16 protein-coding genes and 1 tRNA gene are annotated in these 18157 nt (G+C 41.6%); 9 read left to right on the forward strand and 8 right to left on the reverse strand.

Going from position 1 to position 18157, the window contains the following annotated elements; genetic code table 11:
- Window positions 1-7: 7 nt before the first annotated feature.
- The 5 genes from HC175_RS08970 to HC175_RS08990 all read left to right on the forward strand — a co-directional run bounded on the left by HC175_RS08970 (window position 8) and on the right by HC175_RS08990 (window position 5614).
- Window positions 8-376, forward strand: coding sequence for a response regulator transcription factor (locus HC175_RS08970; RefSeq protein ID WP_168138148.1), 369 nt, complete (start codon window positions 8-10; stop codon window positions 374-376).
- On the forward strand, window positions 360-1223 hold the full coding sequence (locus HC175_RS08975) for a hypothetical protein (RefSeq protein WP_168138149.1): 864 nt from the start codon (window positions 360-362) through the stop codon (window positions 1221-1223). Before HC175_RS08970 ends, HC175_RS08975 begins: the two co-directional genes overlap by 17 nt.
- Entirely contained in the window at window positions 1210-2643 is a 1434-nt protein-coding gene (locus HC175_RS08980) for a glycosyltransferase family 2 protein (protein ID WP_168138150.1), read from the forward strand. Before HC175_RS08975 ends, HC175_RS08980 begins: the two co-directional genes overlap by 14 nt.
- Window positions 2644-2815: 172 nt before the next feature.
- The gene (locus tag HC175_RS08985; RefSeq protein WP_168138151.1) at window positions 2816-5209 is read left to right on the forward strand and encodes a PAS domain S-box protein; all 2394 of its coding nucleotides are present in this window, start codon (window positions 2816-2818) and stop codon (window positions 5207-5209) included.
- A gap of 57 nt (window positions 5210-5266) precedes the next feature.
- A complete protein-coding gene (locus tag HC175_RS08990) occupies window positions 5267-5614 on the forward strand; it encodes a response regulator transcription factor (RefSeq protein WP_168138152.1) in 348 nt (115 codons plus the stop codon).
- Between the two features lie 92 nt (window positions 5615-5706).
- On the opposite strand, the gene HC175_RS08995 is transcribed toward HC175_RS08990, so the two are convergent.
- The 3 genes from HC175_RS08995 to HC175_RS23860 form a co-directional block, all read right to left on the reverse strand.
- Window positions 5707-6072, reverse strand: coding sequence for a hypothetical protein (locus HC175_RS08995; protein ID WP_168138153.1), 366 nt, complete (start codon window positions 6070-6072; stop codon window positions 5707-5709).
- Window positions 6073-6300: 228 nt separating this feature from the next.
- On the reverse strand, window positions 6301-6480 hold the full coding sequence (locus tag HC175_RS09000; RefSeq protein ID WP_168138154.1) for a hypothetical protein: 180 nt from the start codon (window positions 6478-6480) through the stop codon (window positions 6301-6303).
- Entirely contained in the window at window positions 6446-6598 is a 153-nt protein-coding gene (locus HC175_RS23860; RefSeq protein ID WP_209309959.1) for a hypothetical protein, read from the reverse strand. Before HC175_RS23860 ends, HC175_RS09000 begins: the two co-directional genes overlap by 35 nt.
- 124 nt (window positions 6599-6722) lie before the next feature.
- On the opposite strand from HC175_RS23860, the gene HC175_RS09005 reads away from it, so the two are divergent.
- On the forward strand, window positions 6723-7238 hold the full coding sequence (locus HC175_RS09005; protein ID WP_168138155.1) for a YybH family protein: 516 nt from the start codon (window positions 6723-6725) through the stop codon (window positions 7236-7238).
- A gap of 95 nt (window positions 7239-7333) precedes the next feature.
- Here HC175_RS09005 and HC175_RS09010 read toward each other — a convergent pair whose 3' ends face one another.
- From HC175_RS09010 to HC175_RS09030, 5 genes are all read right to left on the reverse strand, one after another.
- Window positions 7334-7735 (reverse strand): hypothetical protein, encoded by a 402-nt coding sequence (locus tag HC175_RS09010; RefSeq protein ID WP_168138156.1) that lies wholly within the window; start codon window positions 7733-7735, stop codon window positions 7334-7336.
- A gap of 271 nt (window positions 7736-8006) precedes the next feature.
- Entirely contained in the window at window positions 8007-8741 is a 735-nt protein-coding gene (locus tag HC175_RS09015) for a CPBP family intramembrane glutamic endopeptidase (protein ID WP_168138157.1), read from the reverse strand.
- Window positions 8742-8960: 219 nt separating this feature from the next.
- On the reverse strand, window positions 8961-10472 hold the full coding sequence (locus HC175_RS09020; protein ID WP_168138158.1) for a M56 family metallopeptidase: 1512 nt from the start codon (window positions 10470-10472) through the stop codon (window positions 8961-8963).
- Window positions 10473-10474: 2 nt separating this feature from the next.
- Entirely contained in the window at window positions 10475-10840 is a 366-nt protein-coding gene (locus tag HC175_RS09025; protein WP_168138159.1) for a BlaI/MecI/CopY family transcriptional regulator, read from the reverse strand.
- Between the two features lie 165 nt (window positions 10841-11005).
- Window positions 11006-12406, reverse strand: a complete 1401-nt coding sequence (locus HC175_RS09030; RefSeq protein WP_168138160.1) for a dipeptidase — start codon at window positions 12404-12406, stop codon at window positions 11006-11008.
- Window positions 12407-12641: 235 nt separating this feature from the next.
- Here HC175_RS09030 and HC175_RS09035 point away from each other — a divergent pair.
- The 3 genes from HC175_RS09035 to HC175_RS09045 all read left to right on the forward strand — a co-directional run bounded on the left by HC175_RS09035 (window position 12642) and on the right by HC175_RS09045 (window position 17796).
- Window positions 12642-12723 (forward strand) — tRNA-Leu (locus HC175_RS09035).
- A gap of 416 nt (window positions 12724-13139) precedes the next feature.
- Complete coding sequence (gene ggt / locus HC175_RS09040; protein WP_168138161.1) at window positions 13140-14846, forward strand: gamma-glutamyltransferase; 1707 nt, start codon at window positions 13140-13142, stop codon at window positions 14844-14846.
- A gap of 76 nt (window positions 14847-14922) precedes the next feature.
- Window positions 14923-17796, forward strand: coding sequence for a TonB-dependent receptor (locus HC175_RS09045; protein WP_168138162.1), 2874 nt, complete (start codon window positions 14923-14925; stop codon window positions 17794-17796).
- Window positions 17797-18157 lie beyond the last annotated feature (361 nt).

An 18157-nucleotide genomic window follows, 5' to 3' on the forward strand; every position in this document is an offset into this window, starting at 1 on the left:
CCCCAAGATGAATATCCTATTTGTGGAAGATGATGAAATGCTACGCAGATCCCTTGTTTTTTACCTGCAATCCAATAAATTTCAGGTAGAAGCTTTTGACAACGGTAGTGATGCGATCAAATACATCGAAGATACTTTAAGCCAGATAGATCTCGTAATTACAGACCTTAACCTGCCGTTTGCCGGTGGCCGACAGGTGCTACAGGCTGTTAAGGACAAACCAGGAGAGGAGATCCCTGTGATCGTGCTCACTTCGTCAAGCGTAGAAGCAACAGAGCTGGAGGTTTTTGACCTGGGAGCAGATGAATTTGTTACCAAACCTTTTAGTCCTCCGGTCTTGCTTAAAAGGATCAACAAACTTGTTGTTAAGCAGTAAGGTGGGCCGTGCTTCAGCAATGGGAGATGTGTTGTCTCCATTTATGGAACAGCTTGTCCTGTTCGTTATTTTTGCTGTTTTCGGTACTGCATTACTCTTCTTTCTGCTTACTCTTTATAAGAAGTTAAGGAGGCTTAAAAGGAATAAAAAGAAAACACTTTACCAGATCTCTGTAGAAAATGTTCTCTTTAAATACCTTTTTGAGGACCTAAGTGTACAGCAGGCTTTGGAGAACCCCGATTATCTTCAAATGCAGGCAGATCCCCTCTTTAAACGTGTGGCTATAAAAACCATAATTTCTCTTCACAAGAATTATAGTGGGACTTATAGCAGGAAGCTGGAGCTTTTTTTTGAAGAAAGCAGGCTTGTGAATTATTCCATTGGAAAGCTCGAATCGAGTCGTTGGCCATATATCGTTGAGGGGATAAGGGATCTCTCCACGCTTAATCATAAACCATCGTACAGCCGCATTGCTTCAAGGATCATTCATCCTCATGATCTGGTAAAAACAGAAGTGCTTATTGCCCTAATCAAAATGCGTGGGATTGAGGAGATCATGAAATTTCAAAATACGGGCTTACAGCTCAATGACTGGATACAAAGCAGTATACTTTACACAATAAAGAAGCATAAGATTCCACCACCTGCAAATTTTGGGCTCATGCTTAAAAGTCGCAATGAAACCCTAATACTGCTGGCAGTGAGATTAATTAGCTATTATGGCACCACCGAATTTGAAACGGAGTTAATGGAAATTTCACGCCAGTGTAAAAGTTTGAAATTGAAAACAGAAATTTCAGGTCTTCTTTCCAAAACCGAAACTATTATCCAGGATGACGGGCAATAATTTTTTAGATCTTTTTATTCTGGTATTCAATTACCTCATCCTGATCTTTGCAGTGACGGTGATGCTCTCGTACATCGTACTCGCCATCATCTCCGGATTTTCCCTGAAGGCTTATTTGCGGCAAAATCGGTTTGTAAATTACAACACGCTCCTGGCCCTGGAAACTGCACCTAGAGTTTCACTTATTGCTCCCGCATATAATGAAGGCAGGACCATAGTGGAAAACGTCAAATCGCTCCTTGCAATTAATTATAATAATTTCGACGTAATTGTGGTGAATGACGGCAGTAAGGACGATTCTATTGCCATTCTCAAAAAAGCCTTTGAACTGGAAATTTCAGAAAAGAAATATAAGGCCTTGATCCCTACCAAAGAAGTTAAGGCGATCTATCAATCTTCAAATAAGGCCTTTTCCAAGCTCATTGTAGTTGATAAGCAGAATGGTGGAAAAGCAGATGCGTTGAATACTGGAATGAACGTTTCAGAAAATCCATACCTGGTTTGCATAGACGTGGATTGTATTATGGATAAAGATGTTCTGCTAAAACTGGCAAAACCATATCTCGAATTTTCCGATAAGAGGATTATAGCCACGGGAGGCGTTGTACGTATTGCTAATTCCTGCATTATAAAATCTGGGAAGCTGGTAGAGGTAAAGGCGCCGCAGAATTTACTGGCGAGAATACAGGTAATAGAATATCTAAGAGCTTTCATTTTGGGGAGAATGGCCTGGAGCAAACTCGATGGACTTTTGATCATTAGTGGAGCTTTCGGGATGTTTGATAAGGAGATCGCTGTAAGATGTGGAGGCTATGATACAAGAACTGTGGGGGAGGACATGGAATTGATCGTTAGAATGAGACGGTTCATGATCGAGAAAAAAGAGCCATATGCAGTGCAGTATATCCCCGATCCATTGTGTTGGACAGAGGCACCAGAATCTTACTCCATCCTAAGAAAACAACGCAGCAGGTGGATGAGAGGCACTATTGAGACTTTATTCACCCATAGAAAAATGCTTTTCAACCCGAAGTATAAAATACTGGGCATGCTAAGCTACCCTTATTGGCTGTTCTTTGAGTACTACGCCCCGCTCATCGAGGTCATTGGCATATCAATAACCGTTCTTCTTGCGGTATTGGGAATCATTAGCTGGAAATGGTTTTTGCTCTTCCTTTTCTTCGTCTATTCTTTTGCGGTAATGTTTTCCATGATCGCATTATTCACTGAGGAATCTACCTTTAAGAGGTATGAAACCATACAAGATCTTCGAAAGTTGACCCTTGCCGCACTACTGGAGCCTCTCATGTTTCATCCTTTTACAGTTTATGCAGCAGTAAGAGGAAATTGGGAAAAGATCACCGGCAATAAAGGCTGGGGAGAAATGACCAGAAAAGGCTTCGATAAGCAAACTGGATAAAATTGTCCTATTTATTCATATGCCCTATAAAAGACCCGTGTTAAAGGAATCATAAGATACGAGCTGTGAGAATCATTTGTAGCAGTAAAACTTATATTTGTTAGTCAATAAGTTGGCTGTGGCCGGCTTCAGGTATCCAGATCGTCTGCACGACGAGGTATAAACGAGCAACATGGGAAATGATATTAATCGAAGAAGTACGCCTTCGGATACATTAGGTGTGGGTTTTCAGCAAATGTTTGATGAATCTCCTATAGCCTTTTACACATGTGATGCAGAAGGGCACATTTTCTACTTCAATAAGGCCGCTTCAAACCTGTGGGGTCGGTCTCCTGTTATAGGCAAGGATAAATGGTGTGGTTCCTGGAAAAAGTTTTATGCAGATGGTACTCCCATGCCACTTGAAGAAAGTCCTATGGCCAATGCCGTTAAGACTGGCCAGGCAGAGGAAAAGACAGAGATCCGTATTCAGCGGCCCGATGGATCCTTCAGGAGTTTACTCGCCTTTCCACGACCTTTATTTGATAGTGACGGAAAACTTTGTGGTGCAAATAATACGCTTGTCGATATCACCGAACAGCAGCGAGATCAGGTCAAGAAGGCAACCCTTTCGGCTATAGTGGAATCTTCAGATGATGCTATTATCAGTAAAGATCTCAATGGTGTGATCACCAGCTGGAATGCGGGAGCACAACGCATTTTTGGATATTCCGAAGAAGAAGCAATTGGACAACACATCACCATGCTCATCCCAAAGGACCGTCTTAGTGAGGAAGATGAGATCATCTCAAATATTAGGCAGGGGAATAGAGTTGACCATATTGAGACCGTTCGTGTTGATAAGAATGGTCGCCAAATTCCCATTTCTGTTACAGTGTCACCTCTCAAGGACGCGTCTGGACGAATTGTGGGCGCATCAAAAGTTGCACGTGATATTTCTGACCGCATTAGGGCCGATGAAAAACATGCCAGACTTTCGGCTATTGTAGAATCCTCTGGAGATGCTATTATCAGTAAGAACCTGGAAGGGATTATTTCCAGCTGGAACAAGGGTGCAGAAAAGATCTTTGGATATACAGAAGATGAAGTGATTGGGAAGTCAATCACCATTCTCATTCCGAAGGAGAGACTTGACGAAGAAACAGTGATTCTCAGCAAAATTCGTAATGGATTAGCTTTAGATCACTTCGAAACCATACGGAGGCATAAATCTGGAAGAGAGATTCCCATTTCAATTACGGTCTCTCCAATAATGGATTCAAAGGGCCAGGTCATTGGGGCTTCAAAAGTAGCACGAGACATCTCTTTTCAGGTGCAGGCGAATGAGGCCAGGGAAAAATATACCCGGAATCTCGAAATGCTCAATACGGTTGGAAAAAGCATTTCTGAAAATCTCGATGTACAGGGAATTCTTCAGCGGGTTACAGATGCAACTACCAAGTTATCTGGAGCTGCATTTGGTGCATTCTTTTATAATAACGTGGACAGGGAAGGCAATTCTTTTCAGCTGTTCACCTTATCTGGCGCACCAAGAGAAATCTTTGAGCAATTTGCAATGCCGCGACATACCGAAATGTTCCTGCCAACTTTTGTTGAGAAAAAGGTTGTTCGGGTAGATGACATTCGCAAGCACAGCAGCCACGGCAAGAATGCGCCCTTTTTTGGAATGCCAAAAGGACATTTTCCAGTAGTTAGTTATCTCGCAGTGCCTGTCATTTCAAAATCGGGAGGCGTGATTGGAGGTTTGCTTTATGGCCATCCGGAACCAGGAGTTTTTACTGCAGAACATGAACTTCTTGTAGTGAATATTGCAGCACAGGCAGCAGTTTCTTTAGATAATTCTCGACTCTTTGAGCAGGTTAAATCTCTTAGTGAAAAGAAGGATGAATTTATCGCTCTGGCCAGTCATGAATTGAAGACGCCGCTCACAACCATCAAAGGTTATCTCCAGGTATTGGCAAAGAAATCACAGGATGATCTTTCGGAATTATTTCTGAAAAAATCTCTGAACCAGGTGGATAAGCTGAACACCCTGGTGGAAGATCTTCTTAATATGTCTCGCATTGAATCTGGCCGACTCAATTTCAACATTGAAGTCTTTGATCTTAAAGTGATGCTGGGAGAGATCATCGAGACCTTTACCTGGTCGGCACAATCTCATAAGATCGTTTCAGATCTCGGAAATTCCGAAGCAATTATAGAAGGAGATAGTCAGCGTATTGAGCAGGCTATTCTTAATCTCATGACCAACGCCATTAAATACTCTCCTAAAGCGGAGGAGGTATATATAAATCTTGAAGTGATAGATGATGAAGTTACAGTACGGGTTAGGGATGAAGGAATTGGTCTGACTAATGAACAGAAGGAACAACTTTTTACCCGTTTTTATCGCGCCGAAGATACCAAAGGGATTAGTGGACTTGGCCTGGGATTGTATCTCACCAAGCAAATCATTGATCGACATAACGGGATCATAAAAGTAAATAGTGAATATGGAAGGGGTTCAGAATTTTATTTCAGCCTTCCCTTGAAAAAGAAAAAAATTAAAAATGCAAAGGTAGTTTAGCGGGATGAAGATGAAGAGAATACCCGCCAAAAATGCCATTTTTGAAAGTAAATTGTTATGAAAGAGATTTTTATTGTAGAAGATGATGATGGGATCCGGGAACTTATCGAATTTCTCCTGGTAAGTCAGAATTATTCTGTCAAAACCTTTCCTACAGCCAGGGCTTTTCACCGGGCGGTTCCAAATGAGGTACCCGATCTTTTTCTCCTTGACATCATGTTGCCAGACGGTAACGGACTGGAATTGTGCAGGGAATTGAAGGAGAACCAATCTACTCAAGCCATTCCAGTAGTGCTAATGTCTGCACATGCAGATATTAATCGCATGGAAGGAGCCGATGATTTTATAGCTAAACCTTTTGATGTAGATGAGCTGCTTCAAAGAATTGAAAAACAACTGGTTTAAAAAGGAGATTTTTGGATAGGAATAATAAAGACTGATTGCTGAGAAACAGGAGATATTTTTTTTAAAAAATTGACAGAAGACTGAATCTTGAGTTATAGAATTTTACGTCGTACAATATCTTTTGAGTTTTCAGAAGTATTTTTTTCCTGGTACCAAACGTAATACCCGTCTTCAGTGATGATGCCATCTAGCCACGGAACATTCTCCAATTCGGGGATGGGTCGAGCTGGCTTGGATTTTTGCTTGCGCCCTGGCAGCAATTGCTCTGTGACCAAAACAAAATCCCTTTTTTCCTCTAATCCCAGGGGAATGAGGTATTGATCTGTGAGGTTATACAGGTTGTAAGGAGGCTCCATCATTTCGGCCATTAAATGGATCTTTCCGTTGGTTACCCCATAGAGATTAGCTTCTCGCACAAATCCTGAAAGCTCTCCGTAGTATTTATTGATACTACTCACCTTTATGACTAAGGTGCAAAAACTGATCTTAAGTTTTTCTCGATCTAAATATTCAACCTATTCACTTATAGCCATATCGAATATTTAAGTATTGAAGAGTTGAGCGGAATTTTCTGAAAATAGTTGATGATAAAGAAAATGGGCTGCCGAAAGAACTTTTCCAGCAGGCTACAGCCATACGGGAAAAACACTAACGTGCAGCCCACCAACTATCAACAGTCGCAAATATTAAGACAGTTTTGCTCGAATTTCGTCTTTGTTATCTCTAATCAGTGTATAGGCATAATAACCCGCACCGGCAATAGCTCCCCATTTTAAAAGGCTGCCGGTCCACTGTACACCTTTTTTAGCTGCCCATAATTTTGCTACTTTTTCACCTGCATCTTTTGCATTTCTCTTTAAGTCCATTTTTCTGGTTTTTAGATTCAACTTCAATATCGTGAAGAATTTCAAGTGCCTGCGTTAAAGCCTTATCAAATAACAGTTCTTTAACCCTTATAGCTGCGGAAGCAAAGAAGTTGAGCATGAGAACCTTTCATTTTGAAGTTGCTCATCCTGTCAAAATGGCCTTTGGTCTAAAACTAAGCCTGAATTGCAGGTAATTGTCTGATTTTTAGGTAATTTTAATGTACAACCAATAAAAATGAATTATGAAAAATTCAAAATTTCTTTCTCTTCTGGTCCTAATGGTTTTCATTTTTGGAGCATGTGAGGAGAATCGCAACACCACTACCGAAGTGGAGAACCGGGATGATATGGAGCAGGATGAGGTCATCAATCAATGGAGTGAGGCATGGAACAGCAACAATCTAGACAGCATAAGGAACATGACCGCAAATGATGCTGTGCTATTGCTCAATGGGCAGGAAGTTTCCCGCGACAGTATTGGAGCCTGGATGGAGGCAAGTGCAGCGGGGATGAGAGATTTGAATATGAATAGCCTGTACAAGGGTTCCCGAAGCAATGTCGCCTATGATAGCGGTACTTTTACTCATTCTTTTGAAGGAGATAGTATCAATACTAATTATCAGGGGTCATATACCTTCATCTGGGAGCGAGAAGATGGTGAAGATGGAAACTGGAAAGTGAAGGTCATGAATATTGCCGACAGCATGTCACACCAGGATACCATGGCTCAACAACAGCAGCAACAAACCATGCAATAAACATACGGCTAACCACCAGATTGCGAAAAGCCTTTCTTCTTAATGTGGAAAGGCTTTTTGTTGTAAATGAAAAGGTATTATTTACAATTCCATCTTTAATATGAAGGTGGAGCAACTGCCACGTAGGTCGCCAGCAGGGCAACATATAGTGCAGCTATAGGGATCGCAATGTTTATAATAGTCGAAAGTGTGTTGTTTCGAAGTTTGATCTCTTCTATTACCATCTCCGATAAATCAATAGCCCGAAATTTTCCTGCTGGAGATGATGGCAAATGCTTAAGTTTTTTTGCAGTCGAGGAATTGTGTTTTGTAATTCCAACCAGATGATCATCCTGAAGTTCCAGCTTTCTGAACTTGTACTGCAACTGCCCGGCAGAAATTACTTTAACCTTTGCATCCGCTGCTACTGCCTCTTCTACAGAGCGTGCTCCCGAATGGTATACACTACAGGATTGCAACAAAAAAAGTAAACCTAAAATTAACGCCGACTTCTTCATGAGGAGTGTTTTAAAATAAGGAAAGCAGATCAGGAGAATCTTCTTTCAGTATATTGAATATAGACAAAAAAGAGACAGACCGTTCCGGCATTAACTGAAATGCAGTTGTTAATTTTTTAGAGCAAAGGTGCTCCAAAAATGCCATTTTAGAGAGGTCTTGAAAAAGGGCTTTTCGGTTAATATTTTTACGAGAAAAAATGCTTTGAAGCGGGATGGAGAGTATAAGTTTCTGTCTATGTAAATAATTTCTTGAAGCTAAGCAGCAGGAGAATTAAAAAGTGCCTCTGTAGAAACTGATCAGGGTGATGGTGTCGATATGGCCGTGAATAAAGATCAAAGGCCATATTTTTCTGCCCCCGAGCACATAAGCCACTCCAAAAATGAGTCCGATGCAGGTAGTGACAAGAATTCCGGTAACGCCTTGATAAGAATGGACCATTCCGAAGATCAGGGAGCTAATAATCACTGCTGCCATGGTAGACCAGATCGTACTGCCTAAAAGTACATCCAGAGTATTAATGAGGAAAGCCCTGAAAACCAACTCTTCAAGGAGTCCGGCGGTTATCCAGACAAAAATCAGAGTGCCAATGAGCCGGGGGAGATCACCTTCAAGAGCGCTGAGGTGGGAGACATTATGCTGCTGCCCAAAGGCGTCAAAAATGTGCGGTTGTATGTATTGAGAAAAAAGTAACAGCAAGGTGAATACGGCCATGCCAACCACGACAGTTTTCCACCAGGATTTTATTCGACCAAGGCCGAGATCGCTCCATTGCCAGCCAATAATTTTTTTGTTCAAAACTACAATTCCCGTGATAAGAGAATAATTTGCAGCGGTGATCCAAAATCCAGGACTTTGCGCATCAAGCAATCCATTTGGATAGTAAGTAAATGCTAGATAGCTAAGGGTGAAATTAAGCGCCAAAAGCAGCATAACGGTCAAACCCAAAAAGTTCTTCTGGTCAATGGAAATTTCTTCGGTGGCGCTATAAGTTCTTGTTTTCCACATGTGTAGGGGTACTGGTGCTAAAAATGGTAAGCCGCACAAGCTTTGCAAATATTACAAGAATTATGTGTTTAATCAAGGGAATTAACAGGATTATCTGGTTTTGACCTGGCACCGGAATGGACTTTAACAAAAAATTCCCCAGGAAAGAAGCGGCTTCAATAAAAAAGCCTTCCTGAAATTCCGGAAGGCTTTTACTATTTACAGGCGAACCTGTTCATATTATCTTTTTTTGTCTGAAAGTCTGACTGTTTTAGAGGTATTGGTTTCTTTAACTTCAACCCTCAGGTTTTTTCCCTTGTGTTCCTGTACGATATTCAATGCCTCCTGTCCCTCAATTTTCTTTCCGTTATAGAAGAATTCGGCTCCTTCTTCCATCCATTTCTTTACAGCCTCAACGGGAGAAGGAGGTGGTGGTGGGGGAGGTGGTACCTGCCCTATCCGTTCTACTTCTGGGGCCGGTGGTGGCGGTGGCGGTGGCGGTACTTCCCCGTGGCTACTCCTTCTTTCAATAATGATCTCACGTCTTTCATCCCTTATTGCTTCTCTATCCTCTCTAAGGACTTTTCTATCCTCTTTTATGATTTCCCTTTCCCTTCTTATCGCAGCTCTTTCCTCTCTTCTTTCTTTCCTGGTGGCAAGGCTGTCCCTCATTTCATCTATTTCGATCACTACAACTTTGGTGACTTCTGGAAATTCCTCGGCTGCTTTTCTTTGTTCAGAGGTCATGATACTGTAAATATATTTCATGCGCTCGAGAATACGCTTTTCTACAGCCTCATCTGGGTTTTCCGAAACATGCTTCGCCCATTTATTATATGCCGCGACCATTTTCGGAGTTGCTTTTTCCTGCAGCTGTTCTGGATTTTCTGTATGTGATGTAGTGTGGATCACTTCTTTTGTGCTGAAGCTGTAAAGTAGAAATGCACTTAGCGGCAGCAGTAGCAATGCTTTGAAAAGCGTTGTTGTTCTGTTCGTTTTTGTCTTCATAATTGTAAATCTTTTTTTAATTAGGGAATAATTGATGGAATTTGTAAGACTGCTGTTAAGCTTTCCTGAACTAAAGCCAAGTAGTAATTCCTGGTAAGTAGCCGGGTTAGCGCCTCGCTCCAGCACTGCACGATCTGCCAGGAATTCGTGATTTAATTTGATCGCGTGCTTTAGCATGTAAATAAGAGGGTTGAACCATAAAAAGATTTGAAGCACTTCCAGCAACAGTATGTCGAGGGTGTGTCTTTGTATGGCGTGAGCCTTCTCATGTTCATAAACTTCCTTCGGAATTTGCCCTTTTTGGAACTTCTGTTTATTCAGGAATATATAATTCCAGAAGGTATGTGGCGGTAGATCTTCTGCCAGAAGTACTGCAGAAACATCGTCTTCTACCACTTTTTGGTGCGCCTTAATTCGCCATACTATTTTGTGAAGGTTCCAAAGAAATCTGCTGCCATAGATCAACACTCCTGCTATGTAAAGCCCTGCCAGAAGATTATACCAAAGATCATTGCCCGAAGCAGATACCTGGGCAATTTCCATCCAGGTACCTCCAGGATCAAGTACTGGAGCCGATGCTACATATGTTTTAAAAGTAACTAGAGGAATAAAGGCCGATGCAATGATGGCAGCCAGAAGATAACATCGCTTTAAAAAGTGGAAACTTTCCTTCTCCAGCAGGAGTTTGTAAAATAGGAAAAGAATTGCCAGACAGGCGCCCGATTTTATAATGTACATTTCCATAGCTATTTGTTTTGAATTTCCTGGTCTATGAGACTGCGGAGTTCTTCCAGTTCTTCCTTGCTAAGATTAGTTTCTTTTGTAAAGAAAGAGGCAAATTGCGAGGCAGAATCATTGAAAAAGTTCTTGATCATCCCGTTTACCTGACGCGAGAAGTAGTCCTTCTTTTTTACGAGCGGAAAATATTCTCTTGATCTTCCAAACTGCCTGTAATCGACGAAATTCTTATCCTGCATCCGCTTAAGCAAAGTGGCAACTGTTGTTTGCGCAGGTCTTGGATTGGGATAAGCGTCAATCAGATCTTTCATAAATGCCTTTTCCTTTTTCCAGAGGATCTGCATAAGTTGTTCTTCGGCTTTAGATAATTGCATTTGTTCTACAACTTTAGATTTATATCTACAAAAGTAGAATAAAATATTTATTCTACAAACATAGAAGTCAGTAAATCTGGAAAAAAAAGAAGGCCTTACAGGTTTCAAAAACCTGTGAGGCCTGATATTTCCGGAAAAATCTGATCACCGATCAATGATCCCAGATCACTTTTTCTCCGCTTGCTTCAGTTTTGTAAAGTGCTTGTAAAAGAGCGGAATAGTTTCAATACCTTTCAGGTAATTCCAAATTCCGAAGTGTTCGTTGGGCGAATGGATCGCGTCTGTGTCTAGACCAAAGCCCATAAGTATGGTCTTGCTTTTAAGTTCCTTCTCAAAAAGGGCAACAATTGGGATGCTTCCTCCACTATGCTGCGGAATGGGATCTTTCCCAAAAGCTTCGGCGTATGCATCATTGGCTGCCTTATATTCCAGAGTGTCAATAGGAGTGACGTAGGCTTGTCCTCCATGATGGGTCGTAACTTTCACCTTTACAGATTTTGGTGCCAGGCTTTCAAAATGTTTAGTGAAGAGTTCACTTATCTTCTTCCAATCCTGGTCTGAAACAAGCCGCATCGAGATCTTTGCAAAAGCCTTTGAAGGCAAGACTGTTTTCGCGCCTTCACCTGTGTAACCTCCCCAAATGCCGTTCACATCAAGAGTGGGCCTTATAGACGCTCTTTCTAAAGTGGAGTAGCCCTTTTCGCCCTGCACTTCTTCTATATTCAGTTTCTTTTTATAATCTTCCAGGTCAAAGGGAGCTTCGGCCATTTTTTCTCTTTCAGCTTCGCTGTATTCCTTTACATCATCATAAAATCCGGGAATGGTGATGTGATTGTTTTCATCCTGCAGGGAAGCGATCATCTTCGAAAGCACATTGATTGGATTCGCTACCGCCCCGCCATAAAGACCGCTGTGAAGGTCACGGTTAGGACCGGTAACCTCGACTTCCATATAACTTAATCCCCGCAAACCGGTGGTGATGGAAGGAGTTTCCTTAGCGATCATTCCGGTATCGCTAATAAGGATCACATCATTTTGCAGCTTCTCTTTGTTTTTTTCGATGAACCAGCCCAAATGTTCGCTACCTACCTCTTCTTCCCCTTCTATCATAAATTTGACGTTGCAGGGTAGCTGATCATTTTTGGTCATATATTCCAGGGCCTTCACATGCATGTACATCTGGCCCTTGTCATCACAGGCACCTCTGGCAAATATGGCGCCCTCTGGATGACTTGCTGTCTCCTTGATCACCGGATCAAACGGCGGACTCTCCCACAGGTCGAGAGGATCTGGTGGCTGCACATCATAGTGGCCATAAACAAGAACTGTAGGTAAATCTTTGTCGATGATCTTCTCGCCATATACTACAGGATGCCCGGGCGTTTCATGAATTTCGGCCAGCTCGCATCCAGCATCTAAAAGGCTCTGTTTTACGGCTTCTGCGGTATTCAAAAGATCTTTTTTATATCTGGAATCCGCACTGATTGAAGGAATTTTCAATAGTTGTATCAGTTCATCAACAAACCTGTCTTTGTGGTTATCAACGTAATTTTTTATGTCTTGCATGCTTTGGTTTTTGATAAGAAAGTAAAGGTAAAAAATAGATTTTAGATATGAGATTTTAGAAGTGAGACTTGAGATAAACCCGAGACAATCTCAAGTCTAATATCTAATATCTCATATCTGAAAAGAAAAAATTTTGCTGGGGACAGCAAAATTTTTTCTTTTCCTATTTGCAGATTCAAACTTATACTTATATTTGCATCCGCTTACAACAAGCAAACATATTGAAAGTACCAACGCGGGCGTGGTGGAATTGGTAGACACGCTAGACTTAGGATCTAGTGCCGCAAGGTGTGAAGGTTCGAGTCCTTTCGCCCGCACAGAAAGCCTCTCAGGAAACTGGGAGGTTTTTTTATTTGGGGTAACACTTCTGGGAATAGGACTGCATCGTTGGAGATGAAGCAATAATTCTTGGGATGGAAATAAAAGGAATTATCATTCTTTTTTTCCTCTAAGTGGGCATTTGATTCCTGCTGTCTTCGGCATATCTTCCTCAGAAAACGTCTGGAATATTTACAACTTGCCTCTCACTAATTTTGCTTTGTAGCAAGAATTTAAATCGACTTATAAAAGTTTTTTTATTCACAGAGTTCTACTTTATAAAGCAAATTATAGCAGCTGATTTTTTTCATCGGAAAATTTTTATTTAACTTCGACCTTAATACCCTAATTAGTTACAGCTATGTAAAGCAGTAACTTAAGCCTCATCTTTTTAAATAATCTTTCATAATCGGTTATGAGAATATTTTTATTACTGTTTCTCCTGGTCACGTTTTTTTCTTGTAAGACTGAAGAACAACCACTCATAGGTCCTTCCCCATCGGAGGAAAGAGGCCTTATAGTTTCAAACGCCATGGTTGTTTCGGCTAGGGAAGAGGCATCAAAAATAGGTCTGGAAATTTTGCAAAACGGAGGCAATGCTTTTGACGCAATGATAGCTACCGAAATGGCCTTGGCTGTGGTTTATCCATACGCCGGAAACCTTGGCGGCGGCGGATTCATGGTGTACCGTCTCCAGGATGGCACAACAGGGGCTCTCGATTACCGTGAAGAAGCTCCAAAACTTGCTTCTAGGACCATGTATCAGGACAGCCTCGGGAATGTAGATCCCGAAAAAAGTAGATTTGGGGCGCTTGCGGTGGGAGTTCCAGGAACAGTTGCTGGAATTTTTGCTGTTCATGAAAAATTTGGTTCTCTGCCCCTCGAAGAAATTCTTGATCCTGTGATTACATTGGCTAGTAAAGGTTTTGTGGTTACTCGAAATCAGCAGAATGCGCTGGAAGGACATCGGGACGAATTTGTAAAGGCAAATAATGATACAATTCTTTTTGCCCTTGATTTTAAAGAAGGCGATACCATCAAGAATGTAGCGCTTGCCGCCACTTTGGAACGCCTGGTTAGGGATGGAAGGAAAGAATTTTACGAAGGTGAAACGGCTAAAAAAATAGTAGCTTATCTTCGGGAAAAAGGCGGTTTGATCTCTATGGGAGACCTTAAAGCATATGAAGCTAAATGGAGAGATCCTATCAGTTTTAAGTATGACGATCTCAAAGTGATCTCCATGTCTCCACCTTCTAGCGGAGGAATAGTGATGGGGCAGATTATGCGTATGATCGAACCCTATCCTCTTGATGAATATGGTCATAACTCAGGAAAGGCCATTCAGGTGATCACCGAAGCCGAAAGGAGAGCTTACGCTGATCGCAGCTTTTACCTGGGAGATCCCGATTATGTTGATATTCCTGTTAAAGCTCTTTTATCTAAAGATTATTTGGAAGCCCGAATGGAAAGTTTCAGCCTTGAACGGGCTACTCCGTCTTCTTCAATGGATAGAGGGAAAGTTATCGGTTATGAAAGTGACGAGACGACTCATTATTCCATTGTCGACAAGGAGGGAAATGCGGTTTCAGTAACTACTACGCTTAATGGCGCTTATGGTTCTAAACTTTATGTTGAAGAATTGGGCTTCTTCCTGAACAATGAAATGGATGATTTTAGCGCCAAACCGGGAGTGCCGAATATGTTCGGCCTAGTGGGAGCAGAAGCAAATGCCATAGAGCCCGGTAAAAGAATGCTTAGTTCCATGACTCCCACAATAGTTGAAAAAGATGGGGATCTTTGGATGGTATTAGGATCTCCCGGAGGTTCTACAATCATTACATCCGTAATGCAAACCATTTTAAATGTTGCCGAATACGATATGAGTATGCAGGCGGCAGTTAATGCCCCTCGTTTTCATCATCAATGGCTGCCAGATGAGATTCTCTTTGAACCGAATTCTTTTGACCAACAAGTCCTGAATGATCTGGAATTAAAAGGTTATAATATCAATGAAGGAGAATCGAGGATCCTTGGAAAAGTCGATGCCATTCTAGTACTACCCGACGGAAAATTGGAAGGTGGTGCCGACCGCAGAGGAGACGATTCTGCGGCAGGTTTTTAGTTGATTTGGGATCCTTCGACCACTATATGAGGAGATTGGCCCCAATTTTTATATGTCTAATTTTAAATAGAAAATCATGAAAAATTATTACTTAATCCTGTTCTTCCTGTTCAGTGGATTGATGGTGCAGGCTCAAGACCAAATTATTTCTGGTATGGTGAAAGATGATACCGGCCAGCCACTTCCGGGAGTTTCTGTAGTTGTTAAAGGCTCGGATCGCGGAGCGGTTACTGATTTTGACGGGAAGTACACTCTTGAGGCTTCTTTTGGAGAGACACTTGTGTTTACTTATGTAGGTTTTGATACTAGGGAAGTGAGAATAAGCCAGCAGGTACATAATGTAACAATGGTTGCAGGAATGGCTCTTGACGAAGTGGTGCTTGTTGGATCACGAAGACCTGCCCGTACTGTAGTTGAGTCTACAGTTCCTATAGATGTGCTGGATATTGAAGAATTGTCAACGGCAGTACCTCAGGTAAATCTCAACCAAATGCTTAATTATGTGGCACCTTCATTTTCTTCCAACACCCAAACCATTGCAGACGGTACAGATCATATCGATCCCGCATCTTTAAGGGGTTTAGGTCCAGACCAGGTTTTGGTACTGGTAAATGGTAAAAGACGTCATACCACTTCTCTTATAAATGTTAACGGAACTTTTGGACGGGGTAGTGTAGGAACTGACCTGAATGCAATTCCTGCCGCAGCCATTGAGCGGATAGAGGTGCTCAGGGATGGTGCTGCAGCCCAGTATGGATCTGATGCTATTGCTGGAGTTATCAACATAGTTTTAAAGAAAAACACAGATCGACTTAATGTTGACATCACTGCCGGTGCAAACTTTTCAAAAAATGCAAATGAGCAAACCGGAGGAGTTGATGGTGAAACGGTGAATGTGGCTGCAAGTTATGGTGTTTCCCTTGGAGAAGAAGGAGGTTATCTTACCTTTGCCGGAGACTTTGATTACCGGGAGCCATACAACCGAATGAAAGAATGGGAAGGTTCAGTATTCAATGCGTATAATGCCATTGAAAGAGTTGCTTTTAATTCGGGAGCAGATATCAGCTTTTTAAGTAATGAGCAAATCCAAGAGTTTGCCCAACAAGTTTCTTATTTTGACCAGAGTTTTCAGGAATCCATCCAAGCTGCCGAAGAAAGATCAACGCTACAGGACCTTTTAAGAATGGATGTTACTGAAGCAGAGCTGGCAGCGAGAAATCAGGACAGAAGTGATTATAACATGAGGATCGGTCAATCAGCTTTAAGAGGAGGAAGGTTGTTTGCGAATTTTTCTCTGCCATTGGATGAAGAAGGTACCGAAATTTATTCGTTTGCAGGCCTGAGTTCAAGAAAAGGTAATTCCGCAGGATTCTACAGGTTGCCAAACCAAAGCCGAACTTATACTCCATTTTATATCAACGGTTTCCTTCCGGAGATAAATTCCAAGATCAATGATATTTCATTTGCTGCCGGAATTCGGGGTATGGTAGGAAAGTGGAATGTGGACTTTAGTAACACTTATGGCAGAAATCAATTCATGTACCTGATCTCGAATACTTCCAATGCTTCTTTAGAAAATGCCAGTCCCACTACTTTTGACGCGGGAGGTTTTTCCTTTGCTCAAAACACTACCAATCTTGATGTTTCTCAATTTTACGAAAATTGGTTTGAAGGCTTCAACCTGGCTTTTGGAGCAGAATACCGTATTGAACAGTATGAAATTGTCGCAGGGGAGCGTGCTTCTTATGAGCAGTATACAGAAGAAGGAGATGTAATCACCCGAGCCGATCAACAACCCGCTCAGGATTTCTTCGGAAACTCCAGGGCAGGAGGTTCTCAGGTGTTTCCTGGATTTAGTCCGGCTAATGAACTTTCAAGACAAAGGAGCAGTATAGGAGGATACTTTGATATGGAAGCGGATTTTACAGATAAATTCCTTGTCACGCTTGCCAGCCGCTTTGAAAACTATTCTGATTTTGGTTCTACCCTTAATTTTAAAGTTTCCACCAGATATAAGTTGACCGAAAATATCAATATAAGGGCTGCAGCAAATACAGGTTTTAGGGCACCATCTCTGCATCAGCTGTACTTTAACTCTACGTCTACGGTTTTTGGTGCCAACGGAATCCCACAAGAAGTAGGAACATTTACTAATGATAGTCGAGCGGCACAACTTCTTGGTATTCCGCAATTAAAAGAAGAGACTTCACGAAGTGCAAGTCTGGGATTCACTGCCAAAATTCCAGATGCCAATTTGTCTCTAACAGTAGATGGCTATTTTGTTGCTATAGATGATCGGATAGTTTATACAGGACAATTTAGAGGACCGGGAACAGGTTCGGAGCTTGATAACCTATTATCGTTAGCCAATGCCGAGGCAGCTTCTTTCTTTGTCAATGCCATAGATACAGAATCTAGGGGTTTAGATATTGTTGTAGCTCATAATGCATACCTTGGAGAAAACGCCCAGCTGAATTCTACCCTTTCGGGAACATTTTCAAAAACCGTAAAGGTGGGAGAAACAAAAGCCTCTCCTCAATTAGAAAGGGCAGGATTAACTGACACATATTTTTCAGAAAATAGCCGGTTGTTACTCGAAGAGTCTGTGCCTCATACTAAGGTTAACCTTACCAATAACTTTTCTACAAACAGGTTTAATGTATTCCTGAGAAATGTCTTTTTCGGAGAAACTACTGAAGCATCTTCAGATCCTACAGGTAGACAGGTTTTTAGTTCTAAGGTGGTTACAGACCTTTCTATAGGATATAAGGCTACTGAAGCTCTCACTTTGACCGTAGGAGCTAACAACCTTTTTGATATTTATCCTGATCGTGCCGGAGAAGAGTTTGGAAACCGCAGTGGTGGGAGGTATGACTGGTCGAGGCAAGCTCTACAGTATGGACTTAGCGGAAGGTTTCTTTTTGCAAAAATGAGTTTATCTCTGGATTAAGCTGTTTTAAACACGAAAATTCCTTGCCGAAGTTAATGTCCTCAAGTACTCCAAAACCTTGAGGACATTTCTTTTAATAAATAACCTCCGGCAGCAGCGAACAACAAACCTGTTCTGATTTCCTCTTTTTAGGATCTCCTTTTTCAACAGATATTATTACTTCTGAAATCTATTCGAAAATCTTGCTGAGTTCTGCTCAACCGGGGCAATAGGTTTCGGCTATGTCTGCCTCTATTCTTTCCTAAAGAATCTTGTCCGACTTCTTCGGAAGCAGTGCATAAATTCGACAACCTCAACCGCGGTAAATTCCTGAAGCTTTTCTGCTTTGATTGATTCGATTCCACACCTATTATTTCCCTCC

This window comes from Salinimicrobium oceani (assembly GCF_012037645.1).

Coding starts and splice junctions, on each gene's coding strand:
- HC175_RS08970 (WP_168138148.1), top strand. CDS start 8: ATGAATATCCTATTTGTGGAAGATGATGAAATGCTACGCAGATCCCTT.
- HC175_RS08980 (WP_168138150.1), top strand. CDS start 1,210: ATGACGGGCAATAATTTTTTAGATCTTTTTATTCTGGTATTCAATTAC.
- HC175_RS08985 (WP_168138151.1), top strand. CDS start 2,816: ATGGGAAATGATATTAATCGAAGAAGTACGCCTTCGGATACATTAGGT.
- HC175_RS08990 (WP_168138152.1), top strand. CDS start 5,267: ATGAAAGAGATTTTTATTGTAGAAGATGATGATGGGATCCGGGAACTT.
- HC175_RS09000 (WP_168138154.1), bottom strand. CDS start 6,480: ATGGACTTAAAGAGAAATGCAAAAGATGCAGGTGAAAAAGTAGCAAAA.
- HC175_RS23860 (WP_209309959.1), bottom strand. CDS start 6,598: ATGCTCAACTTCTTTGCTTCCGCAGCTATAAGGGTTAAAGAACTGTTA.
- HC175_RS09005 (WP_168138155.1), top strand. CDS start 6,723: ATGAAAAATTCAAAATTTCTTTCTCTTCTGGTCCTAATGGTTTTCATT.
- HC175_RS09010 (WP_168138156.1), bottom strand. CDS start 7,735: ATGAAGAAGTCGGCGTTAATTTTAGGTTTACTTTTTTTGTTGCAATCC.
- HC175_RS09015 (WP_168138157.1), bottom strand. CDS start 8,741: ATGTGGAAAACAAGAACTTATAGCGCCACCGAAGAAATTTCCATTGAC.
- HC175_RS09020 (WP_168138158.1), bottom strand. CDS start 10,472: ATGGAAATGTACATTATAAAATCGGGCGCCTGTCTGGCAATTCTTTTC.
- HC175_RS09025 (WP_168138159.1), bottom strand. CDS start 10,840: ATGCAATTATCTAAAGCCGAAGAACAACTTATGCAGATCCTCTGGAAA.
- HC175_RS09030 (WP_168138160.1), bottom strand. CDS start 12,406: ATGCAAGACATAAAAAATTACGTTGATAACCACAAAGACAGGTTTGTT.
- ggt (WP_168138161.1), top strand. CDS start 13,140: ATGAGAATATTTTTATTACTGTTTCTCCTGGTCACGTTTTTTTCTTGT.
- HC175_RS09045 (WP_168138162.1), top strand. CDS start 14,923: ATGAAAAATTATTACTTAATCCTGTTCTTCCTGTTCAGTGGATTGATG.